Genomic DNA, 25,850 nt, shown 5'->3' with positions numbered 1-25,850 from the left:
CCGCCATCGGGCGCACCTCTCAGTATGGCACGAGCGTCTGGGCATTTCTCAGGCTGTCTGGCTAGCATCGGATCGGCTGTTTCCCGTGCGGCCCGACCGGACTCCGCCGGTCCCTACGTTTTCTTCAGAGGTCCTATGTCGAGCGACGACTCATCGAACGTCCCGGCGCCGAGCGATCGCCGCGAGGCGGTGCGCGAGAAGGCGCAGCGAGTGCGGCAGCGCCACGCGCGAGTCGGTCGACTTCGCCTGGCCGCGCTCTCGATCAGCGGCGTGGCGGTCGTCGGTGCCGTGGTCGCGGCGGTGGTGTTCGCTGTGAGCTCGTCGACCTCCTCCCCGCAGCTGCAGCCGAGCGGCGCGGTCGACGGCGGCTTCGCCGTCGCATCCGTCGCCGGTGTGTCGGTGCTCGGCGGTTCGGTGGACGAGTCCGCGCCGACAGAGTCTGCGGCGCCGCAGGGTGACACGACCCCCACGCCGGTACCCACGAACCGGTCCTCCGTCGACATCCGCGTCTACGTGGATTACCTCGCGCCCGGCGCGAAGCAGTTCGAGACGGCGAACGCTCCCCAGCTTTCCTCGTGGGTGACGGAGGGGGCTGCGACGCTCTCGTACCACCCCGTCGCCATGCTCACGGCCAAGTCGAACGGCACGAAGTACTCGCTGCGTGCCGCGGGTGCAGCGGCCTGTGTCGCGACCTATTCGCCCGACACGGTGTTCGCGTTCAACCACCAACTGCTGCTGCAGCAGCCCGAGGCCACATCCGACGGGCTGAGCGACGAGACGCTCGCCGACATGGCCCAGGCAGCGGGGGCGGCCGAACCCCGTCAGGTGCGTTCCTGCATCGAGAACGGCGAGTTCATGGCATGGGCCAAGAGCGCGACCGACGCGGCCGTCGCGGGCATCCCCGGCACGGACGGGCTGACACTCACCAGCACGCCGATGATCTTCGTCAACGGCGAGCTGTACCAGGGCGCACTCGACGACCCGAAGGAGTTCGCGCAGTTCGTGCTCACCACAGCGAGCGACGCGTACTACCGCACGGCCAGCCCCACGCCCACGCCGACCCCGTCGTCGTGATCCGCCCGCGCTGAGCGCATAGACTCGTCCCTGCGCTCGCGAGGGCGTGAGACCGCCAGGCGGTCACGCCGGCTTGGCGCAATTGGTAGCGCACCGTACTTGTAATACGGGGGTTGCAGGTTCAAGTCCTGTAGCCGGCACGGGAACACTGGGAATGCGGGGGAGCGAGAGTCAGAAACAGGGCTCCGACCCAACGGAAACCCAGCGCTTTGCGCGGTGGTGCGCCCACCGCGGGGGAAGTCCAGAGCGGTCATCGTGTGCGCAGAGCTCGTCGCTGCTTTCTCGGTTTACGGGTGCGCACTGCCTGCCCCGAGCCGAGTCCATCGCAGGCTATGTTTCCGTCTTGCTCGCGGTCGTGTACTTGGTGCTCTATGAAGTCGTCGGATTCTCTGTCGCACCCATCGTGACCTTCGCGGGTGAGCCGGGGACCGCTTCGTACGTTCTCGTCTTCTTCGCCGGTCCGGTGCTTCTCGGCTGCCTTCTGTTGGCGATCTTCGGTGCGTCGGTGGGATGGTTGCGCGGTCTGTTTGCGCGACAGCCGATCGTCGGCAGGGGTTGGATGTGGATCGCTGTCGCTGTCGCTCTGCTTTTCAACGTGCTGCACATGTTCAGCATCGATTACGACGCCGCTGGCTTGGACTACGTGTTCACCTAACCTTCTCGTCGGTCAGGCGATCGTGCCGACCCTGCTGCAACTCGTGTACACGTTCTTCTTCGGCATCCTTATGTACCTGGCAATGCGGGTTACGCGCACGCTGCTAGCTCCCGTGCTTTTGCACGCGAGCACGGATCCCGCGATCTTCATGCAAGCTCAGTACCCCGCCGAAGGACCCCTTGCTGCCGTCGCTAGCCTTGGCAACTTTGCGGTCATCGCTGTGGGCCTCGTGCTCGTCTTCCTCATCCGAGGCAGGGTAGGCGCTCAGGTCGATCGTGAGGGACAACTGTCCTAGCGCCCGAAGGGTGCGTTGCATCCCCGGCCACAAACCAGATCGTCACGAAGGGTTCCACAACCACGGGGAACCTCACTCGCGAACGCTGGTGAAGGCTCGGAGATGAGCTCGTGGGTGAACTTCTGGGTGAGTCCGCGCGCGACACCCGCTTCTCCGGGAATCCGAACCCGTATAAAGACCTAAGCAAGCGAAGCGACCGAGCGCGACACGCAATCTGCTCCCAGCCCGAATGGGCAGACAACCGGTCGCCGCATCCCGCGCGTCGGGGGAGACAGAGTAATTGGATTGATCGTTGTTCGATGTGAGTCAGGCCGAGCGGGCAGCGCAGATAGGGCTTCGCGGCGCTGATCACCTCGGGGCTTCCGTCCTGCATCGAGTGGCCGCGATCCCGTCTCTGTCGCTTGCTGAGGTTGATGGCGCGGTCCGGTTGCGCGCAAGTACCGGCGTCATCCTTGCTCGGCTGCAGATCGGTGCATACGCCGAAGCTCTCGAACTGGCCGAGCGGATCGCCGAGTTGATGCCGGCCTCGGTCGGCGCGTTTCTCTCTCCGTTGGAGTGCAGCGTGATGTGGTCCGCGGTGGCCGAAGCGTTCGTGACATCGGGGCAGGCGCGCGAAGGCGCAACCTTCTCTTACCGCGCCGCGCAGGCGGCCGAAGCCGCGGAGAGCGAAGAGGCGCTCTTCCGAGCCCATTCTCTGGTCTGTGTCTGCTCGGCGCTGTTCGGCGATTACGCGGCTGCAACAGACGCCGCCGCGACGGCCCGTGCAATCGCTCGAAGGTCGGGGTGGTCGCCCGACGTGAGCGGCTTTCCACTCATCCTGGGCGAGATCCTCATCCACTCCGCGGAGCTCGACCCGGACAGACTCTCCGCATTGGCCAGCGCCTTGAGGACGTTCCCGTCGAATCCGCGATATGCAGCCGCCGCCACGGCTGTGGACTCCATGGTCGCCCTCGTCAACGGTGACCCTGGTGCGGCGGTCACAATCGCGACGAACGTGGTCGCGAGCACGCGCGACGAGAGGGTGCTCCCCATGATCCGTGGCTTCGCAACGGGAATTCTCGCCGATGCCCTTCTGACACGCGGTGAGCCGGACCGTGCGCTCACCGTGCTGGATCAGATCCCCTCTCCTGCGGGGCACGCCCTCTGTTTCGACATGCAGCGAGCGTCGGCGTACTTGATGCGGGAAGACTATGCGGCGGTCCTTCGCGTCACGAGCGGATGCGTGTCTCTGGGTACGGAGCACAGTCTGCGGACTCTGACGCCGATACTCCTTCGCCGTGCTCTCGCGCACCTGGCGCTCGGAGACCAGCGCATTGCGGACATCGAAGTCGAGGACGCCCTGAGAATGATGACGGAGTCGGGGTCGGCGACGCCGCTGCTGACGCTGTCGATCACGCAGCTGCAGACTCTTCTCACCAAGTTCGCGGCGCGCAACGAGGCGTGGGAATCGCTTGTGTCCTCGCTGTCGAACCGGCTGAAGAAGCTGCCCCAGCCGTCCGGGTTACGTGTGCGAGCGTTGCCGCTGCTCACGCCACGCGAGACGGAGCTGGCGTGGCAGATGAGGGAGGACCTCACCCTCGATCAGATTGCTCGCGAACGTTTCGTCTCCAGGAACACGGTGAAGTCGCAAGTGCGATCGCTCTACGTCAAACTCGGAGTCTCTTCACGTCAGAGTGCAGTGCAGCTTCTGGAGCGAGGCGGGTTCTATGAGCGTCAGCCACCTCGCCGCAACTGACACCGGCATGCTCCCGGCTCACCCCGCGAAGCCGTACGTCGCGGCGAGCGAACGCAGTTCTTCCACGGATGAGATACCGAGTTTGCGATATGCGCTCCGGATCTGAGACTTGACGGTGTTGATCGAGAGGTAGTGCTCCGTCGCGATCTCCTCGAGCGTCGCGTCATTGAGGCGAACGCCGAGTACCGCCCGCTCGCGTGGTGTCAGTTTCTGGAACGGGTCGCCCGCATCGACTCTGGCGGCGCGGACGATCGCGTCGGCGACATCCGGTGAGAGCGTGTTGCTGTCAGCGGTGAGTTCGCGCACGTCGGTACGGGGGAGCAGCGCGAACGGCGAGTACAACTCCTGCTCCGACGCGATGGATGCGGCCAGGCGGAACTCGTCCGCGCCCGTGCCCATCGCGAGATGGCGAGAGGCAGCCGCGCGCAGCGCGAGCGCTGCGACCAGCGCACGCGGCGCGTGCGAGCTGCTCGCGCTCATGAGCGAAGCCGCATGCATCACTCTCTCGTCGAGCCCCGCGTGCGCGTCTGCTGCGATGCGCTGAACACGCACGAGCGCGGAGATGACCTCGCCGCCGAGATCGTCATCGACTCCCAGAGCCTCGCGGGCGGCGGTGTGCATTCCCAGCTTCGTGAGAAGAGCATGCTTCGAGAGAGCCACAAATGCGGCGCTCTGCCCCCGCGAGGCGGAGTCCGCGATGGTCATCGCGGGCGCGTCCACGCCCACCAGCAGGCGCATGGCTTCGCCGGGTGATTCCGCGAGGAGCGCGCTGACGTACATATGCGCATGAGTGCGTTCGCTCGCCGCCTGGAGATCGACGAGCGCGAGGCGCGCTCTCGCCTCATCGAAGGAGAGCCGGTCAGACAGAAGCAGCGCCTCCGCGAGGAGGACCACCGCGCGGCTGCGAGGTGCCCACCAGTCGTCCCCCATTTCGGGTACGCGCTCGAGCCACCGTCGCGCCTCCGAGTTCCGCCCGGCCAGTGCGTGGCACCATGCGATGGCGGCGGCGCTTCTGGACTGACCCATGAGGTCTCCCAGGAGAAGAGCCAAGTCGTAGCTGTAGGAGTACTCGCGGAACGCAGACCGGAGATCGCCGGCGTGCTCCCACACGTAGCCCCATGCATACGTCATCTCCGGGAGAGCGGGCCGCATGTTCTCGCGTTCATCCACTGCGCTCTCATCCACCACCCGGCGCGCGAGCAGGGCATGCTGCGTAGCTTCGTTCAGGTCGCCGCCGGCGCGTGCTGCCGCGGCCCGGATGGTCAGTTGGGTGACGCGGTCGAAGGCCGACTGCGCTTCGCTGGCGGACGTGCCGCCCCGGAACTTGGTCGTATGAGAGGCCGGATCGTCGATGATCCTGTCCAGGTACACCTTGCCCTGGATGATGCGTGAGTTGCGTCGGGCGAAATCATCCGGGAATCGGAACAGCCATGTCCGCAGTCGGCGGGGCTCCGTAAGGAGGGTTTCACCCCAGTGGGCCTCGATGAGACCGGCTGCGCGCTGCCAGTCGCGCGCCTCCAACAGCTGCTCGATCTGTCGGCCGATGGCATGCGTCAAAGTCATCACCCCCGACACGGCATCGACGCCGTTTCGGGTAGGCGCCCTGTCCGTGCTCCGACACCCCTATGTCGGTCTGTTCGACCATATCAGCGGCGTCGTCCGGGCCGCTGATGGACGGTCAGAACCCGGGGGCCAGAACTCCTGCGGTGACGGCCACGGCGATGGCAGCCAGCCCCGCCCAGGTCGCAGCCACGAAGGGCAGGCGTTTGCGAGTGCGCAACCGCTGCCGGTTGATCGGATCGGAGACGACCGTCGTCAGCGACGCCTTCGCGGCGGCGAGGGTCGCATAACGCCCCACGGGTGAGGAGAAGCGGTCGAAAGCGACGAAGCTGCCGTCGTCGTTGCGGTCGATGTAGCCGAAGAAGTCTCCGTCGCGCTGAGCGACGTACAGCCCGTCATCGGCCTGATTCCAGGTGGTCCGGGATGTGGCCGCGATGAACGGCGCGAGCGTCGACGTCATGCCGCCCGCCGACGCGGCTGCTGCTGCTGGGCGGCGGGAACCTCGTAGTCCATGTCGACCGTGAGCCCCGCCGTCGAACTGGCGGACTCGGCGAGCGACTGAAGGAAGACAGGGTTCAGCGATTCGGGCTCGGCGGAGGAGAAGACGAAGCGCAGCGGGATGGATGAATGGATCCACAGCGTCTCGCGCCCGTCTGCACCGCGGAGGTTGAGCGTGAAGGACTCCTGGCGACGCAACTTCGTGGTGGCGACCACTTTGACGTGCGCCAGCAGGCGATCGCTCATCTCGACCGGGTCAGTGGCGTTGGCGTAGTAGAGCTGTCCCATGAGGGTGCCTTTCGATCGAGAGAAGCTTGTTCGATGAGGACATTACTAGGTAGGCTAGCGATATGGCAAACAAACATTTCGCAAATCGTGGGGTCCGATGAGCGACCGCGCGATGTACTGGTACGACGCGAACGATGTGCGCCAGCAGGCCGGCCGGCGAGTCCTCGATGCCCTGCGTGCCTATCGCGCCTCCGAGATGGCGATGCGTCGTCGTACGCAGGAGTCCATGGGGATGGGCGAGAACGACCTCCTCGTGCTGCAGTACCTGATGCGGGCAGCGAAACAGGGCGGGGAGGTCTCGCCTGTCGACATCGGCCGCCACCTCGGGGTCTCCACGCCCTCGGTCACCGGCATCCTGGATCGCCTCGAGCGCAGCGGACATCTGCGACGTAAACCGCACCCGCAGGATCGACGGCGCCTCCTCGTCGAGACGACCGACCTCGCGCACGTCGAGGTGCGCCGCACCCTCGACGGCATGCACGCGCGGATGATGGCCGCGGTCCGGTCCCTCGACCCGGATGACGCGGATGCCATCGTCGGCTTCCTCCAGGCGATGACGGAGGCCGTGGATGCGGTCGAGCCGCCCCTCGTACAGGGCTCCGTCCCCGCCTGATCCCTCATACCGTCCGCGACGGGCGCGGCGTACACTCGCCCGCACGAGGGGGTAGGCGATGGGTAACACCACGTTCATCGGTGCCGCCGTGATCGCGGGCCTGGCGCTCATGCTGACGGGATGCGGTGGCACGACCGGATCTCCCGCGGCGACCAGCGCGGCGGCCACGCCGGTCGATACGCCGATGTCGACGCCAGCCGCCACGACCACTCCGCCCCCGGAGTCGAAGCCGGCGCAGATCCCCGCCGACTGCGGTGCGGTCGGCTCCGCCCAGACGCGCGCGGCGACCGTGGACCAGATGACGGAGTACGGCGACGCGGCCCAGTTCACGCGCCCGGCGCCGCCCGGCGCGACCCTCGCCCTCGGATGCAACTGGATCGTGGGGGATGCGACGGGATACCTCCTGCTGGTCAGCCGAGCGGATGCGGCGGCCGCGCAGTCGTACGCAGAGTCGACCCTGCCGGGACAGGGCTACTCGTGCCAGGTGGGCGATACGCCCGCGTACATCTGCACGCAGACGATCGCGGGTACCACGTACCCCGTCGACACCGTCGAGACGGTCTACGTGCGCGACGGCGTGTGGATCTATCAGTCGGCGACGAACACCGATGGCGAGGCGCTGCTGACCGACCTGGTCGCTGACATCTGGGGGTCGTGAACCGGGCGCCCGCGTAGGCTCGATCGGTGCCCCCGCTCCACCCGCGACGCCTGCCGCGACCGATCGCCGCGGCCGGCGCTGTTCTCGTCGGGGTGCTGACCGCCACCCAGACGCAGATCAACGGCGCACTGGGCGCAGCGATCGGAGATGCGCTGACGGCCGCCGCGATCTCCTTCGGATCGGGCTTCGTCGTCCTGCTCGCCCTCAGCTCGCTGCTGCCAGCCGGCCGCGCGGGAGTCGTCCGCCTCATCGGAGGCGTCCGCGAGCGCCGCATCCCGGTATGGATGATCCTCGGCGGCGGGGCGGGAGCGTTCACCGTCGTCACGCAGGGGCTGGCGGTCGCTGCGATCGGTGTCGCAGCCTTCACGGTCGGTGTGGTCGCCGGTCAGACGGTGAACGGTGTCATCCTCGACCGGATCGGCTACGGGCCCGCGGGCGTCGTCGGGGTCACGGTCGGGCGCTTGGTCGGCGCTCTGCTCGTCGTCGCGGCGGTGGCGGTCTCCATGTTCGGTGAGGGAGCGGCATCCGTCCCGGTCTGGTTGCTCGTGCTGCCCCTGCTCGCGGGAGCGGGAATCGCCTGGCAGCAGGCCACGAACGGGCGATTGCGCAACGAGGTGGGCAGTCCCTTGACGGCCACGCTCGTGAACTTCGCCGGGGGGACGGTGATCCTGGCGGCGGGAGCCGCCATCCATCTCGGGATCGCGGGCCCACCTCGGCTGCCGTCGGAGCCGTGGCTCTACACGGGTGGCGTCATCGGTGTCGTCTACATCTTCCTGTCGGCGGCGCTTGTCCGCCACACCGGCGTGCTGCAGCTGGGGCTCGGATCGGTGGTCGGCCTGCTCAGCGCTTCCGTCATCATCGACGCGCTCTTTCCCGGACATGCCGGACCGCCCCTCGAGGTGGCAGTGATCGCCGTGGTCGTCGCCGTCACCGGCATCGTCGTAGCGACCGTTCCACGGTGGCGACGCCGGTGATCAGCGCGGCATCCTGCTGAGGAACGCGGCGCCGTCGATCTGCTTGATCCGGGTCTCGCGGGAGCGGTCGGGCTTACCGCCGACGTAGAGCCAGCCCAGCAGTCGTTCGTTCTTGCGCAGCCCGTGCGCCTTGGCGACGGCCTTGCTGCGGGTGTAGCTCCCGGTGCGCCAGATGACGCCCCATCCCGCCTCGTCGAGCGCGAGGCTCAGCATGTGCGCGACGCCGGATGCGACCGCTTCCTGCTCCCAATCCGGGACTTTGTCCTTCTGGATGCGGGCGACGACCGCGATCAGCAGCGGGGCGCGCAACGGCTTGGTCGATGCGCCGTGCTTCTTCTCCGCCTTGTGGATGGCGCGTCCGAGGCGCTCGCGGTCCGCGCCGCGCAGCTCGATCAGCCGCCAGGGCCGCAGCGACGAGTGGTCGGCCACCCGTCCCGCGGCCGCGACCATGTCGACGAGCTCGTCATGCGTCGGCGCCTCGTCGGTCACTTTGGACCACGATCGGCGCACGCGCATCGCGTCGCGTGCGCCGGTGGTCATTCCCCGGCCTCCGGCGTGAACTCGAGCGCGATCGAGTTCATGCAGTAGCGGTCGCCGGTGGGGGTGCCGAAGCCATCGGGGAACACGTGGCCGAGGTGGGAGCCGCAGGAGGCGCAGCGCACCTCGGTGCGCACCATCCCGTGGCTGTTGTCCTCGATCAGTTCCACGGCCTCGGGACGGACCGACTCGTAGAAGCTCGGCCAGCCGCAGTGCGAGTCGAACTTCGTTCCGCTCTGGAACAGCTCGGCGCCGCACGCGGCGCACGCGTACAGACCCGCTCGCGACTCGTCGAGCAGCTCGCCCGTCCACGCGCGTTCCGTCGCCGCCTCACGCAAGACCGCGTACTTGTCTGCTCCGAGCTCCTCGCGCCACTGCTCCTCGGACTTGTTCACTGCGTAGCTCATTGGTCCTCCTTCTGCTCCATTCAACCCGACCCGCGAGGGCGCTGTTCCCGTGTGACCGAGAATGAGCGGGTGAGCGAACTCGAGGCCGTCATCGCGCGCTACCGGCGCTTCGCCGAAGAAGAAGCGCCGGGCCGCAGCAGTCTCTACGAGCAGTGGGCGTACTCGGTGTGGACCACGCCGGAACTCGCCGCAGTCCTGGCGCGGATTCCGGCAACCCATCGGCAGCCGCCCCTGGTGTTCGCCGTCAGCAGGCTTCTGGGGGCGCCGGAGACGGAGGGGGCCGACTGGGCGGCGTGGGTGCTCGCGCACGCCGACGCCCTGGTGGCGGAGTCCGCGGCGCGCTCCGTGCAGACCAACGAGCCGCTGCGCTGCGCGGCGCTGCTTCCGGCGCTGTCTCGGATCGAGGGGCCCATCGCGCTGCTCGAGATCGGCGCCAGTGCGGGCCTGTGCCTGTATCCGGATCGCTACTCCTATCGCTACGCCCTGGATTCCGGCCGAACGCGCGTGCTGGATCCGGCCGGCGGCCCCGCGCCCGTCGTGCTCTCATCCACGTGGAGCGGTCCCGAGGTGGACATGCGCCTCCCGACCGTGGTGTGGCGGGCGGGTATCGACCTGCATCCGCTCGACGCTCGCTCCGCCGAGGACCGCCGCTGGCTCACAGGACTCGTATGGCCGGGAGAGAGCGGGCGTCGGGAGCGCATCGACGCGGCACTCGCCATCGCGGCCGCGCAGCCGCCGATCCTGCGCGCAGCGGATGCGGCGGCGCCCGACGTGATCGCCGGACTCGCGCTGGATGCCCCGTCGGACGCGACCCTCGTGGTCACCACGCCCGGAGTCCTCGCCCACGTGCCTCGGGACGGGCGGCGGCGCATCATCGACGCTGCACGCACATCAGGACGCTGGATCACGATCGACGCCCCGGGGCTGCACGACGGGTGGAGGCGACCGATCGATGCGTCCGCCTGGCCGTGTGACCGGTTCGCGCTGGCGCTGGACGGCGAGGTGCTCGCCGCGGTGGACCCGTTGGGATCAGCCGTGGAGTGGCGTCCGGATGCGGCGGGAGGACTCGGTTAGCGTTGCCCCGTGCCTGTGCGCGACTCCGCATCCGACGCTCTGAGCGAGCGGGACTCCGAGCTGCTCGCCTTCGAGGCGCGCTGGCTCGGACACACCGGTGCCAAGGAGGAGGCGATCCGCGTCGAGCTGGCTTCGCCCCGGCGCGGTACTACCAACTGCTGGGGCGGCTGATCGACTCGCAGGCCGCCCTGGCCCACGACCCGCTCCTCGTCGGCCGCCTGCGGCGCATCCGCGACGAGCGTCGTCGCGAGCGATCGACGGTTCGACGCGGCGCCTGAGGCCTCGCTCCGTGGGTGGGGTGACGCGCTCCGGTAGCATCGTGGGGTGTCCCGAACCCCGCATCCCCGCGACCGCTTCGACGACCTGCCGAACACCTCGGGGCGTGTGGGAGCCCATCGTGCCGAGAACCCGCGCATGCGAGCGGGTGTCGTCACCCTCTGGGCGATCGTCGTCACGATCGTCCTCATCGCCGCGGGGATCTTCGGGAGCCTGGTGCTCTCCGGGCGGATCGTGCTGGTGCCCTCCCCGACGCCCACACCCACGCCGACCCCCGAGGTGACGCCGGTCGTCGACATGTCCTTCTCCGTTCTGGTGCTCAACGCGACGCCGGAGACAGGGCTGGCGACCAGCATGAAGGACGAGCTCATCGCGAAGGGCTGGAGCGCAGACCTCGTCAACGCGAGCAGCGCCAGCGCCACCGACTTCCCCCAGACGACGGTCTACTACGCGTTCCCGGGCGACGAGGCGGCGGCGAAGGGGCTCGCGGAGCTCATCGGCGGAGCGGATATCGCCCAGAGCACCCAGTATCAGCCGACGGATGACGCCGGCACCGCCGATGTGGACGAGTCGCAGGCGAAGCAGCTGACGGTCGTCATCGGACTCGACCGCACCGCTGCGGGGGCGCCCAGCCCCAGTCCGACCTCCTGACGCTGATCGCCGAGGGTCCCGTGTTTCCGCGGCGTAAATAGTTCGCTGCTGCTGTGTCAACTGTGCCGAATCCGTCGCTTCGGCGCTGTTTCGGCTGCATACGATGACTGCGTTCTACAGCATCAGGAGACTCGTATGGCCCAGGGCACCGTCAAATGGTTCAACGCCGAGAAGGGGTATGGATTCATCACCTCCGGCGACGGTGAGGACGTCTTCGTCCACTACTCGAACATCGACATGACCGGATTCCGCGTCCTCGAAGAAGGGCAGGCCGTGGAGTTCACGGTCGGCAGCGGACAGAAGGGTCCGCAGGCCGAGTCGGTTCGCATCGTCGCCTGAGACCCCGCTCACGAGACCCCCGAGCACCCGTCGGTGCCCGGGGGTCTCGTCGTGTGTGCCGCGCTCTCGCGGCACTGTCGCGGCGGCTTGCACTCCCCGGGGGCGAGTGCCAGAATGGATTAGCACTCGATATCACTGAGTGCTAAAGACACAAGCCAACGTCCGGGAGGGACGAGACACACATGGCAAAGATCATCGCTTTCGATGAGGAGGCCCGTCGTGGCCTCGAGCGCGGCCTGAACACCCTGGCCGACGCCGTCAAGGTGACCCTGGGTCCCCGTGGCCGCAACGTCGTCCTCGAGAAGAAGTGGGGCGCACCCACGATCACGAACGACGGTGTCTCCATCGCCAAGGAGATCGAGCTCGACGACCCGTACGAGAAGATCGGCGCGGAGCTCGTCAAGGAGGTCGCCAAGAAGACCGACGACGTCGCCGGTGACGGAACCACGACGGCCACGGTCCTCGCACAGGCACTCGTGCGCGAGGGTCTGCGCAACGTCGCCGCCGGTGCTGACCCCATCTCGCTCAAGAAGGGCATCGAGAAGGCTGTCGCGGCGGTGACCGAGGCGCTGCTGGCCGACGCCAAGGAGATCGAGTCCAAGGAGCAGATCGCCGCCACCGCGTCGATCTCCGCCGCCGACCCCGCGATCGGCGAGCTCATCGCCGAGGCGATCGACAAGGTCGGCAAGGAGGGCGTGGTTACGGTCGAGGAGTCCAACACCTTCGGCACCGAGCTCGAGCTCACCGAGGGTATGCGCTTCGACAAGGGCTACCTGAACCCCTACTTCGTGACCGACCCGGAGCGTCAGGAAGCGGTCTTCGAAGACCCCTACATCCTGATCGCCAACCAGAAGATCTCGAACATCAAGGACCTCCTGCCGATCGTCGACAAGGTGATCCAGGACGGCAAGGAGCTCCTCATCATCGCCGAGGACGTCGAGGGCGAAGCTCTCGCGACCCTGGTGCTGAACAAGATCCGTGGCATCTTCAAGTCGGCCGCCGTCAAGGCTCCCGGCTTCGGCGACCGCCGCAAGGCCCAGCTGCAGGACATCGCGATCCTCACGGGTGGACAGGTCATCACCGAGGAGGTCGGCCTCAAGCTCGAGAACGCCACCCTCGACCTGCTCGGCCGTGCCCGCAAGGTCATCATCACCAAGGACGAGACCACGATCGTCGAAGGTGCCGGCGACTCCGCTCAGATCGAGGGTCGCGTGACCCAGATCCGTCGCGAGATCGACAACACGGACAGCGACTACGACCGCGAGAAGCTCCAGGAGCGCCTCGCCAAGCTCGCCGGCGGCGTTGCCGTCATCAAGGCGGGCGCGGCCACCGAGGTCGAGCTCAAGGAGCGCAAGCACCGCATCGAGGACGCCGTCCGCAACGCGAAGGCTGCCGTTGAAGAGGGTGTCGTCGCCGGTGGTGGTGTCGCGCTCATCCAGGCCGGCAAGACCGCTTTCGGCGGTCTCCAGCTGACCGGTGACGAGGCGACCGGTGCGAACATCGTGCGCGTCGCCATTGAGGCTCCGCTCAAGCAGATCGCCCTCAACGCCGGCCTCGAGCCCGGTGTCGTCGCCAACAAGGTGGCGGACCTGCCCGTCGGTCACGGCCTGAACGCCGCGACCGGTGAGTACGGCGACCTCTTCGCGCAGGGCATCATCGACCCCGCCAAGGTCACCCGCTCGGCGCTGCAGAACGCCGCGTCGATCGCCGGTCTGTTCCTGACCACCGAGGCCGTCGTCGCCGACAAGCCGGAGAAGGCTGCTGCCGCTCCCGCTGACCCGTCGGGCGGCATGGACTTCTGAGTCCAGACCTCACGAAACGGATGCCCCGGCCCCGCAAGGGACCGGGGCATCCGCTGTTCCGGCGGGGGAACCGGAGACGTCAGCGGAACAGCGTCATGTTCGCCTGCTCCGCCTCGGTGTAGTGCTGCGCGGCCACGCCCAGCGCCACATGGATGCTCGCGAGGGCATCCTCCACGGTGCGCTGGGCGGCGCGCCACTGTTCGATCGTTCCTTGGAACATGCCGGATGCGGCGCCGGTCCACGAGCTCTGGAGTGCGCCGAGCTGCGCGAGCAGTGCCGTGGACTCTCCCTGCAGTCGGTCGATGGTTCCACGGATCGCGATGGTCGCTGCGGCCACTTGTTCGCTGTCTACGGCGAAGGTCGCCATGGGAGCCCCTCTCTATCGGAGCCTCCGACGTTAGGGGCCGCGTCCCTCGCGCCGCCGACCCTGCCGCGGGGACGGGGAGCACGCGCCGGATCGTGCCGGTTGGGGAGATCAGGACAGCGGCAGATCCGGTAGACGCTCCAAGGGCTGGGTGTCGATGAGCAGGTGCGCGGACGCATCCTGGTCCACGGCGAGGGGGAGCGAGACCCGGAAGGTCGCTCCGCCGCCCTCGCTGTCGCGCACCTCGACGGTTCCCTGCAACGATTCCACGATCGAGGCGACGATCGACAGGCCGAGCCCCGATCCGCCCGTCTCCCGGGCGCGCGAGGTGTCGGCGCGCCAGAACCGCTGGAAGATCTGGGTGCGGATCTGCTCGGGAATGCCTTCGCCGTGGTCGATCACGTCGATCCAGCCCATGCGGGTCTCGAGGTCCGTGCCCACGCGCAGCTCGATGGGGGAGTCCTCCGCGGAGAAGCGCTGCGCGTTGCCCAGAAGGTTCGCGACGACCTGACGGATGCGGTTCTCTTCGCCCATCACGACGGGCGGCATCATCGGGGTGCGCGGATGGAAGGCAACCGGCAGCGGATGCACCTCGCCGGTTTCGCCGCCCTCCCGTGTGCGTCGCCGCAGGCGGGCGGCGAGAGTGATCGCGGCCGTGGGAACGGCTCCGCGCCGACGCGGCGGCACCTCTGCGGGCGTGTGCGGCGAGGTCGACACCGGGGGTGTGCGCAGCGGCTCGGGAGCGGAGGAGGTCGTGTCGATCACGCTCACGCTGCGCTGCGGCGCCGAGGCGCCGACATCCAGCGCCGCGTCGCGGGCGATGGGGCGCAGATCGACGGGCGAGAGCACGAGGTCGCGCTTCTCGTCGAGGCGTGCGAGGGCCAGGAGATCCTCGACCATGGAGGTCATGCGCATGGCCTCCTTCTCGATGCGCTCCATGGCCTGCGCGGTGGCATCGGCATCCGGGATCGCACCCATCCGGTAGAGCTCCGCGTAACCGCGCACGGTCACGAGGGGTGTGCGCAGCTCGTGGCTCGCATCGCCGATGAACCGGCGCATCTGGCGCACGGTGGCGTCGCGCTGTGAGATGGCCGCATCGACGCGTCCGAGCATCGTGTTGATGGCGCGCTTGAGGCGGCCGACCTCGGTGGTGTCGGGCTCGATGTCGGTCATGCGCTGACTGAAGTCGCCGCCGGCGATCGCATCGGCCGTGCGCTCCACCTGTCCGAGGCTGCGGAAGGTGAGGGTCACGACCCACCGGATGAGGAAGGCGCTCGCGATCACGATGACCAGCGCCAGGATCGCGTAGATGCCGAGATAGGTCGCGACGATGCGCTCCGTCGGACCGGTGGGCACGGCCACCAGCTGCACGACGGTCGCGTTGGTGCCCTCGACGGGGGTCACGATCACCGTGGCGCGGAAGTTCGAGTTCTCACTGCCGTCGAGCGTCGTGACGGTGTCCTGGTCGATGTAGGCGCGGTCGCAGGGATAGGTGTCGGGAAGCACCGGCGTCGTGGACGCGTCCTGGCCTCCCGCGACCGCGAGCCGTGTGCCCTCCGCCGTGCACGCGTACAGCGCCACCGTGTAGGCGGTGCCACCGGCTTCCGCTCGCGGTGCGAACTCGAGGTTGCCGTCGGAGTCGATCGTGGCTTCCACCAGCGCACTCGCGATCGCGGACTGGGCGACCTGCTTGAGGTTCTGGTCGAGGTTCGTCAGCAGCGTCGTGCGCAGGAACACCATGGTGCCCAGCCCTGCCGCGAGCAGCCCGATGACGAGCACCGCCACCGTCACGCCGGTCACCTTCGCGCGCAGGCTGATCCCGCGCCACCAGCGTGTGACGCTGTCGCTCTCGGTGCCCAGGGCGCGCTCCGGTGTCAGGACTTGGTCTTCAGCATGTAGCCGAAGCCGCGCTTGGTCTGGATGAGGGGCTCGGAGGAGTGCGGATCGATCTTGCGACGCAGGTACGAGATGTAACTCTCGACGATGCCCGCGTCACCGTTGAAGTCGTACTCCCAGACATGGTCGAGGATCTGAGCCTTGGACAGCACCCGGTTCGGGTTGAGCATGAGGTAGCGCAGCAGCTTGAACTCGGTGGGACTCAGCTCGATCTGCGCGTCGCCCACGTACACGTCGTGGGTGTCCTGGTCCATGGTGATCTCGCCGGCGCGGATCACCGACTCCTCGTCCGCCTGCATCGTGCGGCGCAGGATCGCCTGGATGCGGGCGACGATCTCGTCGAGCGAGAACGGCTTGGTGACATAGTCGTCGCCACCGGCGTTCAGTCCGGTGATCTTGTCTTCGGTGTCGTCCTTCGCGGTGAGGAAGAGGATCGGAGCGGTGTATCCGGCCTCGCGGAGGCGCTTGGTCACGCTGAAGCCGTTCATGTCGGGCAGCATGACATCGAGCACGATGAGATCCGGCTCCTCCTCGAGGACGGCCGAGATCGTCTGTGCCCCGTTGGAGACGGCGCGAACCTGGAAACCGGCGAACTTCAGACTCGTGATGAGCAGGTCGCGGATGTTCGGTTCGTCGTCGACGACGAGGATGCGCGGTGCGGTCATAGGCCCATTATGGTGACCGATTCGGTGGGATGGCTGGATGCGGGCCTTCCCGGCGGGTCAGCGCGTTGCGGCCAAGAGGTCGTCCGCATCCAGGATCGTGTAGCTGTAGCCCTGCTCTGCCAGGAATCGCTGACGGTTCTGCGCGAAGTCCTGATCGACGGTGTCGCGGGCGATGAGCGTGTAGAAGCTGGCCGTGTGGCCGTTGCTCTTCGGCCGCAGGAGGCGTCCGAGACGCTGCGCCTCCTCCTGGCGGGACCCGAACGATCCGGAGACCTGGATCGCCACGGACGCATCCGGCAGGTCGACCGAGAAGTTGGCGACCTTCGACACCACGAGCAGCGGCACCGTTCCCTCACGGAAGGCCTGATAGAGCTGTTCGCGCTCGTCGACGGGGGTCGCGCCGGTGATCTTCGGGGCGCCGAGCGCCTCGGCGATGATGTCGATCTGGTCGAGGTACTGGCCGATCACGAGGATCTGCTCGTCGCTGTGCCGTGCGGCGAGGGCCCGCACGACGTCGATCTTCGCCGGGGCCGTGGCGGCCAGACGATAGCGGTCCTCGTCGACGGCTGCGGCGTATTCGAGCCGCTCGTCGGCGGGCAGGTCGACGCGCACCTCGAAGCAGGCGGCCGGGGAGATGAACCCCTGGGCTTCAATCTCCTTCCAGGGCGCGTCGAAGCGCTTGGGGCCGATGAGGCTGAAGACGTCGCCCTCGCGTCCGTCCTCGCGCACGAGCGTCGCCGTGAGGCCGAGGCGGCGTCGAGCCTGCAGATCGGCGGTCAGCTTGAACACGGGTGCCGGAAGCAGATGCACCTCGTCGTAGACCACGAGGCCCCAGTCCAGGGCATCGAGCAGCGCGAGGTGCGCGTACTCGCCCTTCCGCTTCGCGGTGAGGATCTGATAGGTCGCGATCGTGACGGGCTTGACCTCTTTGACCTGGCCCGAGTACTCGCCGATCTCCTCAGGGGTGAGGGTGGTGCGCTTGAGCAACTCGTCGCGCCACTGGCGCGCGCTCACGGCGTTGGTCACGAGGATGAGCGTCGTCGTCTTGGTGTCGGCCATGGCGGCCGCCCCCACGAGGGTCTTGCCCGCGCCACAGGGGAGCACGACGACGCCGGAGCCGCCCTCCGTGAAGATGTCCACGGCCTGACGCTGGTAGGGCCGCAGCGACCAGTCGGTCTCTTCGAGGTCGATCGGATGCGGGGTGCCGGGGGTGTAGCCGGCCAGGTCTTCGGCGGGCCAGCCGATCTTCAGCAACTCCTGTTTGATCTGACCCCGCGCCCAGGCGTCGATCACGTGAACGCCCGGGGAGGGGTGCGCGATGAGCAGGGGCTGGATGCGCTTGTTGCGGGAGACCTCGGCGAGCACGGCCGCATCCGTGGAGCGCAGCAAGAGGGCGGCCTCGTCGTCGCCGTACGGACCTCGCTCGATGACGAGGCGTCCGTAGCGGCCGACGGTCTCGCGGATGTCGGTGGCGACCGACGGCGGCACGGGGAAGCGCGACCAGCGGTCGAGGGTGTCGAGCATGTCCTGCGCGTCGTGTCCGGCAGCGCGGGCGTTCCACAGTCCGAGGCGCGTGATGCGGTAGGTGTGGATGTGCTCGGGAGCACGCTCGAGCTCGGCGAAGACGGCCAGCTCGTGCCGTGCGTTCTCGGACTCGGGGTGGGCGACTTCGAGCAGAACCGTGCGATCGCTCTGGACGATCAGGGGGCCGTCGGACATAACCGTCGAGTTTACCGGTGCGGCGGCGGATGAGGGTCGGCTCGCCGTCAGCGCGGGCTCACCGAGACGATGCTCGTCATCGGCAGCGTGCGCTCGACGTCGGCGGCACGGTCGAGGCCACGCAGGCGTCCGCCGCCGAGGCCCGTCGCCTCGAGCGCGAAGACCCTCGTCGAACCGTCCGGCAGGCTCACCGTGACGTCGATCGTCGCGCGAGCGCGCACCGCCTGTTCGAGTTCCCGCTCGAGCCAGGCGGCGTCCGCGTCCCCGGACTGCGCGCCGCGCAGGGCCGCGATGAGCTCCCGGTACTGTTCGCGCGGGGGCGGCTCGGACGCGGCCTGTCGCCTCGAGCGGCGCAAGACCCGCTCGAGGTGGTCGTTCTCGTCGACGGCGACCACGGGGTAGCGCGCATCCACGAGCGACCAGTACACGGCGTCCCGCCCGGCGCGCGAGACGAGGGCGCCCTCGTGCTCCACGAGACCGACGGGGCGCAGCGACTGATCGACGGCGATGGTCGCCAGCAGCTGCGGGGACGAGCTGCGCACCACCGTACGGCCCGTGGCGGCATCCGTGCCGACGCGGATCGCGCCGTGACGCGCCGCGGTCGCGTCGATGAGATACGCCAGCGGCTGGGGGATGCCGGTGAGCGAGATCTCGGACAGGAAGGCGTGCACGGACTCCGCGCTCTCGCCGCCGCTCATCGCGGCTGTCAACGACTCGGCGGTGAAACGATAGGTCGAGGCCTGCGCCCTGGTCTCGCGTGTCGCCATCCGACGCAGGCGCTGCTCGAGTCGCGGCGCGAGCGGGCCGGGAGAGATCGCGGAAAGATCGGCCTGCAGGTAGATCTTGTCGACTTCCGGCGGCAGGGCCGTCGTCAGGGTGCGGGTGTCCACTTCTCCCGTGCGGGACAGCTGCGCCGTCCAGGGCAGCAGCCCGTCGTCGGCGAGAACCCCCCACAGCACCCCCCGGCGCACCAGTGCCGCAGCCTGTTCCGGCCATTCGGGGTCGAGGCGGTAGACGCCCGGCCACGCGGGAGGCGGGAGGAAGCCTCCTTCGGGAGTGCGTAGAGCCTCGGGGAGAGCGCGCACGTACGCCGACGCCACTTCGCCCCACCGGTCGCTCGTGCCCTCGTCGAGCCACTCGGGTGCCGCATCCGTCGCCTGCCAGCTGCGATCCTCGTCGCTGAGCAGCCCCGCGTCGGCTCCGAGCACGATGAGATCCTCGAGCTGTTCCGCCGAGGCGACCGCGCCGTCGTCGATGAGTCGACGGCGTTCGGTCGCGCTGATCGCGCCGGCGCCCGTGCGCGACAGGGGAGCGGATGCGGCAGCGAGCAGGATGTCGGCGAGCGAGGCGACCTGCTCGAAAGCGCGCTCCGCGGCAGCCGCGACGCTCTGCGGATCCGCGGGGGCGAGAGGCGCCACCGCGGGGGAGGTGAAGGCCTCGGACCCGGCCCGTTCGGCCAGTCGCGACCGCACCGTCTGGAACGGGACACCGTCGGCATCGAGCAGGGCACGGGATGCGAGCGCTGAACGAAGGGGCGCAGCTACCGGCCCCGTCTGCGCGGCGGCCAGGGCGGCGAGTTCGGGTGCGGCGAGTCGCGTCAGGGCGCGATCGACGCTGGCGTCGGTGAGAAGCGTTGCCGCGACGTCGAAGAAATCCTGCGCGGGGGTCGACGGCGGGAGCTTTCGTGCGGCGAAGAGCTGGGCCAGTTCCTCGTCGCCGGACGCGGCAAGCAGCGACGCCAGCGCGCGTTCGTCCGAGGGGCCCGCCACCGTCACCTGGCTCGGTTCGCCCGAGCCCTTCTGATGAAGGCGCGGATGATGACGGTGAGCATGAGCACGAATGCCAGCGGGGGAGCGATGTAGACGACGGCGCTCACGGCGGGCCAGATGCCCGTGCCGTAGTCCTCGTGGGTGAGGCCCATCGCGGTGCTGATCATGATCGACAGGAACGACAGCACCGAGAGCGCGAGAAGCCCCAGCGCCATGAACGCGAGGATGCGGTCGAGGCGGCTGACCGGGAGGTCGCCGTCGGGCGTGGGCTTGCTCATCCGCATCAGCCTATCGCCTCGCCGGGGGTGTCGTAGGCTGGAACCAGGGGATCTTCCGATCCGCGTTCCGTCGCGCCCGCGAACGATTTCGGGTGCAGAGCAGCAGCGAGGTGTCCATGCCCACCGGCAAGGTCAGGTTCTACGACGAGGAGAAGGGGTTCGGCTTCATCTCCTCGGATGACGGTCAGGACGTCTTTCTTCACGCCACGGCTCTCCCGCAGGGCACGACCTCGGTCAAGCCCGGGACGCGGCTTGAGTTCGGTGTGGCCGACGGCAAGCGTGGTCTGCAGGCGCTGTCGGTGAGGGTGCTGGATGCCCCCGTCAGCCTCGCGAAGCGTGCGCGCAAGCCCGCCGACGACATGGCGATCATCCTCGAAGACCTCGTGAAGCTGCTCGACGGGATCGGCGGTGACCTGCGTCGTGGGCGCTACCCGTCGTCGTCGCACTCCAAGAAGATCGCTGCGGTGCTGCGCAAGGTAGCCGATGACCTCGACGCCTGAGTCCGGCGCAGAGCCGGTCTCCGACGAGGCCGTCGATGCGGAGCTCGTCGCGCAGGCCGACGAAGCCGTCGTGACGGAGGTGGCGGCGGAGGAAGCCGCCATCGGCGATGCCGACACCGTCGAGCCCGAGCCCGAGCTCGAGGTTGAGGCCGAGCCCGAGCCCGAGGTCGAGGCTGAAACCGAGCCTCGTGAGCCGGATGCCGAGCTTCTCGCCGCTCATGAGCTGGCGCTCTCCGCTCTCCACGAGATCACCAAGCCCCAGACCGTGGGGCCGGCGGCCGGGTACACGCTCGAGCCCGACGGTGTCGTCTCGCTCCGCTTCGAGAACCGCCTGGCCGGATACCCGGGCTGGTACTGGACGGTTTCGCTGGCGCGCGTCGAGGGAGCCGAGCCCACGGTCCTCGAGGTCGAAGCTGCTGCCGGGTGACGGTGCCCTCCTTGCGCCCGAGTGGGTGCCGTGGGCGACGCGCCTGGCGGAGTACCACGCCCAGCAGGCCGCGGCGGCAGAGGCGGCCGCGGAAGCCGAGGACGATGACGACGACGCCGAGGACGACGACTCCGACGAGGATGCGGACGACCTCGACGAGTCGGAAGACGAGGAAGACGACGCGGAGGACGGCGGCGAGTCGATCCTGCACGCGGGCGATGTCGACGGCGTCGACATCGACGAGCTCGACGACGACTACGACGAAGACGAGGATCCCGGCGATGACGACTCCGACGAGGACGACTCCGACGAGGATGACTCCGACGAGGACGAGTCCGAGGACTGAGTCCGCCACGGGCGACGCCCACTGAGCATCCGTTCGCCGGGTGAGCATCACATCGAATGCTCACCCGGCGAACGTGTACTCACCCGGCAGGGGTGCGGAGCCCCTCCGGTCAGAGGTGCTCGAGGGTGTAGTCGATGCTGCGCGTCAGCTGGCGCACGTCGTCGGGATCGATCGAGGTGAACGTCGCCACCCGCAGCTGATTGCGTCCGAGCTTGCGGTACGGCTCCGTGTCGACGATGCCGTTCTCGCGCAGGCTCGCGGCCACGGCCGCCGCATCCACGCTCTCGTCGAAGTCGATTGTGACGACCACGGGGGAGCGGTCGGCGACATCGGCGACGAAGGGCGTTGCCACACTCGACGCCTCGGCCCAGTCGTATAGCACCTTGGACGACTCGGCGGTGCGAGCAGCCGCCCAGGTCAGGCCGCCGCTGGTGTTGATCCAGCGCACCTGCTCGTCGAGCAGCACCAGCGTCGACAGCGCCGGAGTGTTGAGCGTCTGCTGCAGGCGGGAGTTGTCGAGCGCGTTCTTCAGGCTCAGGAACTCCGGGATATAGCGGCCGGATGCGGCGATGCGCTCGATCCGCTCGATCGCCGCGGGCGAGACGGCCGCGAAGAACAGGCCGCCGTCGGAGCCGAGGTTCTTCTGCGGGGCGAAGTAGTAGACGTCGGTCTCCGCGACGTCGAAGTCGATGCCGCCCGCCGCGCTCGTCGCGTCGATCACCGTCAGTGCGCCGGCATCCCCGGCGACGCGGGCGATGCGGGTGGCGACGCCGGTCGAGGTCTCGTTGTGCGGCCAGGCGTACACGTCGACGCCCTCCACGGCCTCGGGGGAGGCGCTCGTGCCGGGCGCGGCCTTACGGACGTCGGGCGCCTGCAGCCACGGTGCCGCCGCGGCTGCGGCGAACTTGCCGCCGAACTCCCCGAACACCAGGTTCTGCGCGCGGTTCTCGATGAGACCGAACGCGGCCGCATCCCAGAACGCGGTCGATCCGCCGTTGCCGACGACGATCTCGTAGCCCTCGGGCAGGCGCAGCAGCGCCGCGAGGCCCTCCCGCACGCTCGCGACGAGGTTCTTGACGGGAGCCTGGCGGTGCGAAGTGCCCAGCAGCGACGAACCGCGCTCGGCCAGAGCAGCGACCTGCTCCGGGCGGATCTTCGAGGGACCGCATCCGAAGCGGCCGTCGGCGGGCAGGATCTCGCGAGGGAGCACGACGTGGGACATGGCTCGATTCTAGGGGCGTGCTCGCCGCCGACCGCCGTGACCATCGTCACGTTGGATAGGCTCTCTTCGGGCCCCTATGACTTCGAGGACACGTTCATGACCGACCTGATCGACACGACAGAGATGTATCTGCGCACCATCCTCGAGCTCGAGGAGGAGAACATCGTTCCGCTGCGTGCACGCATCAGCGAACGCCTCGGTCACTCCGGCCCGACCGTCTCGCAGACCGTCGGTCGGATGGAGCGCGACGGTCTCGTCATCGTCTCCGACGACCGCTCGCTCGAGCTGACGGGTTCCGGTCGGCAGAAGGCCGTCGACGTCATGCGCAAGCACCGCCTCGCCGAGCGTCTGCTCAGCGACGTGATCGGGCTCGACTGGGCGTACGTCCACGAAGAGGCCTGCCGCTGGGAGCACGTCATGAGCGAGCAGGTGGAGCGTCGGCTCGTCGAGTTGCTCGGACACCCCACCGAGTCGCCCTACGGCAACCCCATTCCGGGTCTGGACCAGTTGGGGGATCTGCCCACCTCCACGTTCGAAGAGGGTGTCGTGGGTCTGGTCCGCAAGCTCGACGCCGAGGGCGGCCCGATCACCGGCACCGTGCGTCGACTCGCCGAGCCCGCGCAGGTCGATCCCGAACTCCTGCAGCAGCTGCGCGCCGCCGGCGTCGTCCCCGGTGCCGCCGGATCGTTCCAGTACAACGAGGGCTACGTCCTCGTGCAGATGGACGGATCCGACGAGGGGCTGGAGCTTCCCGTCGAGGTCGCCGGCCACATCTTCCTCGTCGCCGACGCCCGCTGAGAGCGGCTCTCCACAGCCCATCGGGGCATTGATCCGGCCCGCGCTGGCGTGACTTATTCGTTACCTTCCGGTAGCCTCGGACAGTCCGCAGGTGAGAAGCCCACCGATGGATCCCGCACGGATTGCCTCTCCGGCTCGTCGTCCGTGTGGTGCAACCCGCATATCGTGCCCCGACATCGAGTGCCGACGAGCCAGCGCCATGAGCGCGGAGGCGCCGGAGGATGATTTGGCTGAACAGAACGACGATTCGTCGGTAGGCGCGCCCGAGGCCGCCGCGAATCCCGTGACCAGTCGCCGCAGCATGCGCGAACTGGCTCGTACCGCCCAGGGTCAGGTGACCCGCACCAAGACCGCTGTCGCACGCGCCGCCCGCCCGGCCCGCACCGGCCGCAGCTTCCGCAAGCCCCTGCGCAGCGTCGTGATCCTGAGCATGGTCGGCGGTCTCGTCGCGACCGTCGCCCTTCCCGCCTACGCAGCCTTCAACGGCAATGCGGATGCAGCCACGATCGAGCAGGTCGCTGCAGAGAACCCGCAGTCGCTCGTCGTCGCCTCCACGGTGACCTCGGCAGATCTCGACCGCGGCAGCTACGGCGCGACCACGCCCGAAGAGGTCGAGAAGAAGAAGGCCGCCGAAGCCGCTGCCGCGCGCATCGCCGCCGCCGGTTCCGCCGCCTCCTTCTCCGCCGCCAACATCGACCTGAACATGGTCGCCCCCGGCAGCGGTGCCGTGCGCTGGCCTCTCGACATGTCGCAGATCCGCGTCGGCCGCGGATTCGGCGCCGACGGCTACCACCAGGGCGTCGACCTGCTCGGTGCGGCAGGCACCCCCGAGTTCGCCGCCGCCGCGGGCACCGTGCGCGTCGCGGGCTGGTACTACGGCTACGGGTACGCGGTCGTGCTCGACAGCGTGATCAACGGCCAGAGTGTCACGACCTTGTACGGCCACATGACGCAGACCCTGGTGAACCCCGGTGACTACGTCGAGGCCGGTCAGATCATCGGCCTGATGGGAAGCACGGGCTCCTCCACCGCCAACCACCTCCACTTCGAGGTGCGCATCGGCGGCGGCCTTGTCGACCCGTACGCATGGCTGCAGGCCAACGCGGGCTGACCCCGACACGATTCCGAGAGTTCATCAAGCACGCGTCCCGGGCGCGTCGCGGTGGGCTACCCTGAGGGCACGACGCTGAGAGAAGCGGAGGGCGCCGATGGGCAGTTCACCACGCATCCGAACCATGGATGCGCTCGGTCTGCTCGTCCTTCGGCATCACGTGACCGACACTCACGGGTTTCCCGTGTGTTCAAGGCGCTGTCCATGAGACAGCGCCTTTTTTCATGCCTCCGCACCCCCGATGCGTCCATCGAATCGAATATCCGCGAAGCCGTCCGGGCCATTCGAGAGGACAAGGAATGCGCACACTGGTGCTGAACGCCGGCTACGAGCCATTGGCCGTCGTCTCCTTCAAGCGAGCGCTCGTGCTCGTCATGAACGAGAAGGCGACCATCGTCGAACGCGTCGAGGACGTGCCGATCTGGGGCACGACGCAGATCTATGACCGGCCCGCGGTCATCATCCTCACCCGCTATGTGCGCATACCGAACGTGCGCAACGTGCCGGTGACCCGCCGGGGAGTGCTGCGCCGCGACGGACACCGCTGCGCGTACTGCGGGAAGGCCGCATCCACCATCGACCACGTGCTGCCGCGTTCGCGCGGCGGGCGCGACACCTGGCAGAACCTGGTGGCGTGCTGCCTGCGCTGCAACAACGTCAAGGGGGATCGCACGCCGCAGGAGATGTCGTGGACGCTGCGGCTCGTGCCCGACGTGCCGCACGGCTCGGGTTGGAGCGTGCGCGGAACCGAGCGTGCCGATCCCCGGTGGGAGCCGTACCTGGCGCTCGCCGCCTGAGCCCTGCTATCGCTCGAGCCGCTCGCTCCAGTGCTGCAGGATGCGGGCGAGCTGCTCCGCATCCGGTGCGTCCAGCATCCGGACCAGTCGGTGTTCGTTGGCGATGTGGGCGGTGAAGGCGTCATCGATCAGCGCGCGCCCGGCATCCGTCAGTCGGACCAGGCGGCGTCGGCCGTCGGCGTCCGATCCTGAGCGCGTGACGAGGCCGCGCTCGATGAGGCGGTCGACCCGCTTGGTGAGTCCGCCCGAGGTGACCATCGTGTGCTCTGCCAGCTCGCCGGCCGGCCGGCTGTAGGGCGCGCCCGCCCGCCGGAGTGAGGCGAGCAGGTCGAACTCCGCCTCGGTGAGCCCGAAGCGGGCGTAGACCGCGGTGAGCTCGCGGGTGAGGGCCATGCCCACCCGGTGGATGCGGCCGATGACGCCCTGGGGGGACGGGTCGAGATCGGGACGCTCCCGTCGCCAGTCGTCTTGGATGCGGCTGACGCGATCCTCGGTTCCGCTCATGCGACCACAATATCTTCC

30 protein-coding genes, 1 tRNA gene and 1 pseudogene are annotated in these 25,850 nt (G+C 68.5%); 19 read left to right on the top strand and 13 right to left on the bottom strand.

What is annotated here, in order from left to right; all coding sequences use genetic code 11:
* The first annotated feature begins 135 nt into the window (after positions 1-135).
* The 5 genes from AC1VNH_RS06105 to AC1VNH_RS06085 all read left to right on the top strand — a co-directional run bounded on the left by AC1VNH_RS06105 (position 136) and on the right by AC1VNH_RS06085 (position 3,759).
* Positions 136-1,074 carry a DsbA family protein gene (locus AC1VNH_RS06105; RefSeq protein WP_137417667.1) on the top strand — a complete coding sequence of 313 codons (939 nt, stop codon included), beginning with the start codon at positions 136-138 and terminating at the stop codon, positions 1,072-1,074.
* A 67-nt stretch (positions 1,075-1,141) separates the two neighbouring features.
* Positions 1,142-1,214, top strand: a tRNA-Thr gene (locus AC1VNH_RS06100).
* A 203-nt stretch (positions 1,215-1,417) separates the two neighbouring features.
* Positions 1,418-1,729: a hypothetical protein gene (locus AC1VNH_RS06095; RefSeq protein ID WP_483110338.1), complete on the top strand. Its 312-nt coding sequence runs from the start codon at positions 1,418-1,420 to the stop codon at positions 1,727-1,729.
* 22 nt (positions 1,730-1,751) lie between these two features.
* Positions 1,752-2,024 carry a hypothetical protein gene (locus tag AC1VNH_RS06090; RefSeq protein WP_443189845.1) on the top strand — a complete coding sequence of 91 codons (273 nt, stop codon included), beginning with the start codon at positions 1,752-1,754 and terminating at the stop codon, positions 2,022-2,024.
* A 301-nt stretch (positions 2,025-2,325) separates the two neighbouring features.
* On the top strand, positions 2,326-3,759 hold the full coding sequence (locus tag AC1VNH_RS06085; protein ID WP_483110337.1) for a LuxR C-terminal-related transcriptional regulator: 1,434 nt from the start codon (positions 2,326-2,328) through the stop codon (positions 3,757-3,759).
* A gap of 18 nt (positions 3,760-3,777) precedes the next feature.
* On the opposite strand, the gene AC1VNH_RS06080 is transcribed toward AC1VNH_RS06085, so the two are convergent.
* The 3 genes from AC1VNH_RS06080 to AC1VNH_RS06070 all read right to left on the bottom strand — a co-directional run bounded on the left by AC1VNH_RS06080 (position 3,778) and on the right by AC1VNH_RS06070 (position 6,105).
* Positions 3,778-5,316 (bottom strand): LuxR C-terminal-related transcriptional regulator, encoded by a 1,539-nt coding sequence (locus AC1VNH_RS06080; protein WP_483110336.1) that lies wholly within the window; start codon positions 5,314-5,316, stop codon positions 3,778-3,780.
* 121 nt (positions 5,317-5,437) lie between these two features.
* Complete coding sequence (locus tag AC1VNH_RS06075) at positions 5,438-5,779, bottom strand: hypothetical protein (RefSeq protein WP_483110335.1); 342 nt, start codon at positions 5,777-5,779, stop codon at positions 5,438-5,440.
* Complete coding sequence (locus AC1VNH_RS06070) at positions 5,776-6,105, bottom strand: DUF7882 family protein (RefSeq protein WP_483110334.1); 330 nt, start codon at positions 6,103-6,105, stop codon at positions 5,776-5,778. Before AC1VNH_RS06070 ends, AC1VNH_RS06075 begins: the two co-directional genes overlap by 4 nt.
* Positions 6,106-6,202: 97 nt before the next feature.
* Here AC1VNH_RS06070 and AC1VNH_RS06065 point away from each other — a divergent pair, with 97 nt between their 5' ends.
* Genes AC1VNH_RS06065 through AC1VNH_RS06055 form a run of 3 tightly spaced genes read left to right on the top strand, consistent with a single transcriptional unit; the run spans position 6,203 to position 8,350 of the window.
* On the top strand, positions 6,203-6,718 hold the full coding sequence (locus tag AC1VNH_RS06065) for a MarR family winged helix-turn-helix transcriptional regulator (protein WP_483110333.1): 516 nt from the start codon (positions 6,203-6,205) through the stop codon (positions 6,716-6,718).
* A gap of 58 nt (positions 6,719-6,776) precedes the next feature.
* Positions 6,777-7,376: a hypothetical protein gene (locus AC1VNH_RS06060; protein WP_483110332.1), complete on the top strand. Its 600-nt coding sequence runs from the start codon at positions 6,777-6,779 to the stop codon at positions 7,374-7,376.
* Positions 7,377-7,402: 26 nt separating this feature from the next.
* Positions 7,403-8,350: a DMT family transporter gene (locus AC1VNH_RS06055; RefSeq protein WP_483110330.1), complete on the top strand. Its 948-nt coding sequence runs from the start codon at positions 7,403-7,405 to the stop codon at positions 8,348-8,350.
* Here AC1VNH_RS06055 and AC1VNH_RS06050 read toward each other — a convergent pair whose 3' ends face one another.
* Positions 8,351-8,890 (bottom strand): nitroreductase family protein, encoded by a 540-nt coding sequence (locus AC1VNH_RS06050; RefSeq protein WP_483110329.1) that lies wholly within the window; start codon positions 8,888-8,890, stop codon positions 8,351-8,353.
* Positions 8,887-9,294 carry a peptide-methionine (R)-S-oxide reductase MsrB gene (msrB, locus tag AC1VNH_RS06045; RefSeq protein ID WP_274285921.1) on the bottom strand — a complete coding sequence of 136 codons (408 nt, stop codon included), beginning with the start codon at positions 9,292-9,294 and terminating at the stop codon, positions 8,887-8,889. The genes AC1VNH_RS06050 and msrB overlap by 4 nt, the downstream gene beginning before the upstream one ends.
* Positions 9,295-9,363: 69 nt before the next feature.
* Here msrB and AC1VNH_RS06040 point away from each other — a divergent pair, with 69 nt between their 5' ends.
* The 5 genes and pseudogenes from AC1VNH_RS06040 (at position 9,364) to groL (ending at position 13,436) form a co-directional block, all read left to right on the top strand.
* A complete protein-coding gene (locus AC1VNH_RS06040; RefSeq protein WP_483110328.1) occupies positions 9,364-10,368 on the top strand; it encodes a DUF2332 family protein in 1,005 nt (334 codons plus the stop codon).
* Between the two features lie 15 nt (positions 10,369-10,383).
* Positions 10,384-10,646, top strand: a pseudogene (locus tag AC1VNH_RS06035) (DUF3263 domain-containing protein).
* Between the two features lie 46 nt (positions 10,647-10,692).
* Positions 10,693-11,295, top strand: coding sequence for a LytR C-terminal domain-containing protein (locus tag AC1VNH_RS06030; protein WP_483110326.1), 603 nt, complete (start codon positions 10,693-10,695; stop codon positions 11,293-11,295).
* A gap of 135 nt (positions 11,296-11,430) precedes the next feature.
* Complete coding sequence (locus tag AC1VNH_RS06025; RefSeq protein WP_137417657.1) at positions 11,431-11,634, top strand: cold-shock protein; 204 nt, start codon at positions 11,431-11,433, stop codon at positions 11,632-11,634.
* 182 nt (positions 11,635-11,816) lie between these two features.
* Positions 11,817-13,436, top strand: coding sequence for a chaperonin GroEL (gene groL / locus AC1VNH_RS06020; protein ID WP_483110325.1), 1,620 nt, complete (start codon positions 11,817-11,819; stop codon positions 13,434-13,436).
* A gap of 79 nt (positions 13,437-13,515) precedes the next feature.
* Here the strand turns inward: groL and AC1VNH_RS06015 are convergent, their stop codons facing one another.
* The 6 genes from AC1VNH_RS06015 to AC1VNH_RS05990 form a co-directional block, all read right to left on the bottom strand.
* On the bottom strand, positions 13,516-13,803 hold the full coding sequence (locus tag AC1VNH_RS06015) for a WXG100 family type VII secretion target (RefSeq protein WP_483110324.1): 288 nt from the start codon (positions 13,801-13,803) through the stop codon (positions 13,516-13,518).
* A 108-nt stretch (positions 13,804-13,911) separates the two neighbouring features.
* Positions 13,912-15,591: a sensor histidine kinase gene (locus AC1VNH_RS06010; protein ID WP_483110323.1), complete on the bottom strand. Its 1,680-nt coding sequence runs from the start codon at positions 15,589-15,591 to the stop codon at positions 13,912-13,914.
* Positions 15,592-15,674: 83 nt separating this feature from the next.
* Entirely contained in the window at positions 15,675-16,361 is a 687-nt protein-coding gene (locus AC1VNH_RS06005) for a response regulator transcription factor (protein WP_137417653.1), read from the bottom strand.
* A 57-nt stretch (positions 16,362-16,418) separates the two neighbouring features.
* Positions 16,419-18,080 (bottom strand): DNA repair helicase XPB, encoded by a 1,662-nt coding sequence (locus AC1VNH_RS06000; RefSeq protein ID WP_483110322.1) that lies wholly within the window; start codon positions 18,078-18,080, stop codon positions 16,419-16,421.
* Between the two features lie 47 nt (positions 18,081-18,127).
* Positions 18,128-19,849 carry a helicase-associated domain-containing protein gene (locus AC1VNH_RS05995; protein ID WP_483110321.1) on the bottom strand — a complete coding sequence of 574 codons (1,722 nt, stop codon included), beginning with the start codon at positions 19,847-19,849 and terminating at the stop codon, positions 18,128-18,130.
* Positions 19,850-19,851: 2 nt separating this feature from the next.
* Positions 19,852-20,127, bottom strand: coding sequence for a multidrug ABC transporter ATPase (locus AC1VNH_RS05990; protein ID WP_483110320.1), 276 nt, complete (start codon positions 20,125-20,127; stop codon positions 19,852-19,854).
* A gap of 116 nt (positions 20,128-20,243) precedes the next feature.
* Here AC1VNH_RS05990 and AC1VNH_RS05985 point away from each other — a divergent pair, with 116 nt between their 5' ends.
* The 3 genes from AC1VNH_RS05985 to AC1VNH_RS05975 are packed head-to-tail and all read left to right on the top strand — an operon-like array spanning position 20,244 to position 21,400.
* Entirely contained in the window at positions 20,244-20,627 is a 384-nt protein-coding gene (locus AC1VNH_RS05985; protein ID WP_137419171.1) for a cold-shock protein, read from the top strand.
* Entirely contained in the window at positions 20,611-21,054 is a 444-nt protein-coding gene (locus tag AC1VNH_RS05980) for a DUF3027 domain-containing protein (protein WP_483110319.1), read from the top strand. Before AC1VNH_RS05985 ends, AC1VNH_RS05980 begins: the two co-directional genes overlap by 17 nt.
* 25 nt (positions 21,055-21,079) lie before the next feature.
* Complete coding sequence (locus tag AC1VNH_RS05975; RefSeq protein ID WP_483110318.1) at positions 21,080-21,400, top strand: hypothetical protein; 321 nt, start codon at positions 21,080-21,082, stop codon at positions 21,398-21,400.
* Between the two features lie 109 nt (positions 21,401-21,509).
* On the opposite strand, the gene serC is transcribed toward AC1VNH_RS05975, so the two are convergent.
* The gene (gene serC / locus AC1VNH_RS05970) at positions 21,510-22,622 is read right to left on the bottom strand and encodes a phosphoserine transaminase (RefSeq protein WP_483110317.1); all 1,113 of its coding nucleotides are present in this window, start codon (positions 22,620-22,622) and stop codon (positions 21,510-21,512) included.
* 96 nt (positions 22,623-22,718) lie between these two features.
* Between serC and AC1VNH_RS05965 the strand changes: the two genes are divergently transcribed.
* The 3 genes from AC1VNH_RS05965 (at position 22,719) to AC1VNH_RS05955 (ending at position 25,328) form a co-directional block, all read left to right on the top strand.
* Complete coding sequence (locus tag AC1VNH_RS05965; protein WP_483110316.1) at positions 22,719-23,420, top strand: iron-dependent transcriptional repressor DtxR; 702 nt, start codon at positions 22,719-22,721, stop codon at positions 23,418-23,420.
* A gap of 226 nt (positions 23,421-23,646) precedes the next feature.
* The gene (locus tag AC1VNH_RS05960) at positions 23,647-24,531 is read left to right on the top strand and encodes a M23 family metallopeptidase (RefSeq protein ID WP_483110315.1); all 885 of its coding nucleotides are present in this window, start codon (positions 23,647-23,649) and stop codon (positions 24,529-24,531) included.
* A 299-nt stretch (positions 24,532-24,830) separates the two neighbouring features.
* Complete coding sequence (locus AC1VNH_RS05955) at positions 24,831-25,328, top strand: HNH endonuclease (protein ID WP_137417646.1); 498 nt, start codon at positions 24,831-24,833, stop codon at positions 25,326-25,328.
* 6 nt (positions 25,329-25,334) lie between these two features.
* Here the strand turns inward: AC1VNH_RS05955 and AC1VNH_RS05950 are convergent, their stop codons facing one another.
* The gene (locus AC1VNH_RS05950) at positions 25,335-25,832 is read right to left on the bottom strand and encodes a MarR family winged helix-turn-helix transcriptional regulator (protein WP_483110314.1); all 498 of its coding nucleotides are present in this window, start codon (positions 25,830-25,832) and stop codon (positions 25,335-25,337) included.
* Between the last annotated feature and the right edge of the window lie 18 nt (positions 25,833-25,850).

The organism is Microbacterium sp. KU4F (genome assembly GCF_056868075.1).
Note: the sequence above shows the minus strand (reverse complement) of the source record. Positions and strands in the feature narration are given on the sequence as shown.

Coding starts and splice junctions, on each gene's coding strand:
- AC1VNH_RS06005 (WP_137417653.1), bottom strand. CDS start 16,361: ATGACCGCACCGCGCATCCTCGTCGTCGACGACGAACCGAACATCCGC.
- AC1VNH_RS05990 (WP_483110320.1), bottom strand. CDS start 20,127: ATGAGCAAGCCCACGCCCGACGGCGACCTCCCGGTCAGCCGCCTCGAC.
- AC1VNH_RS06070 (WP_483110334.1), bottom strand. CDS start 6,105: ATGGGACAGCTCTACTACGCCAACGCCACTGACCCGGTCGAGATGAGC.
- AC1VNH_RS05955 (WP_137417646.1), top strand. CDS start 24,831: ATGCGCACACTGGTGCTGAACGCCGGCTACGAGCCATTGGCCGTCGTC.
- AC1VNH_RS05985 (WP_137419171.1), top strand. CDS start 20,244: ATGCCCACCGGCAAGGTCAGGTTCTACGACGAGGAGAAGGGGTTCGGC.
- AC1VNH_RS06015 (WP_483110324.1), bottom strand. CDS start 13,803: ATGGCGACCTTCGCCGTAGACAGCGAACAAGTGGCCGCAGCGACCATC.
- AC1VNH_RS06025 (WP_137417657.1), top strand. CDS start 11,431: ATGGCCCAGGGCACCGTCAAATGGTTCAACGCCGAGAAGGGGTATGGA.
- msrB (WP_274285921.1), bottom strand. CDS start 9,294: ATGAGCTACGCAGTGAACAAGTCCGAGGAGCAGTGGCGCGAGGAGCTC.
- AC1VNH_RS06060 (WP_483110332.1), top strand. CDS start 6,777: ATGGGTAACACCACGTTCATCGGTGCCGCCGTGATCGCGGGCCTGGCG.
- AC1VNH_RS06000 (WP_483110322.1), bottom strand. CDS start 18,080: ATGTCCGACGGCCCCCTGATCGTCCAGAGCGATCGCACGGTTCTGCTC.
- AC1VNH_RS05980 (WP_483110319.1), top strand. CDS start 20,611: ATGACCTCGACGCCTGAGTCCGGCGCAGAGCCGGTCTCCGACGAGGCC.
- groL (WP_483110325.1), top strand. CDS start 11,817: ATGGCAAAGATCATCGCTTTCGATGAGGAGGCCCGTCGTGGCCTCGAG.
- serC (WP_483110317.1), bottom strand. CDS start 22,622: ATGTCCCACGTCGTGCTCCCTCGCGAGATCCTGCCCGCCGACGGCCGC.
- AC1VNH_RS06105 (WP_137417667.1), top strand. CDS start 136: ATGTCGAGCGACGACTCATCGAACGTCCCGGCGCCGAGCGATCGCCGC.
- AC1VNH_RS06050 (WP_483110329.1), bottom strand. CDS start 8,890: ATGACCACCGGCGCACGCGACGCGATGCGCGTGCGCCGATCGTGGTCC.
- AC1VNH_RS06075 (WP_483110335.1), bottom strand. CDS start 5,779: ATGACGTCGACGCTCGCGCCGTTCATCGCGGCCACATCCCGGACCACC.
- AC1VNH_RS05950 (WP_483110314.1), bottom strand. CDS start 25,832: ATGAGCGGAACCGAGGATCGCGTCAGCCGCATCCAAGACGACTGGCGA.
- AC1VNH_RS05965 (WP_483110316.1), top strand. CDS start 22,719: ATGACCGACCTGATCGACACGACAGAGATGTATCTGCGCACCATCCTC.
- AC1VNH_RS06065 (WP_483110333.1), top strand. CDS start 6,203: ATGAGCGACCGCGCGATGTACTGGTACGACGCGAACGATGTGCGCCAG.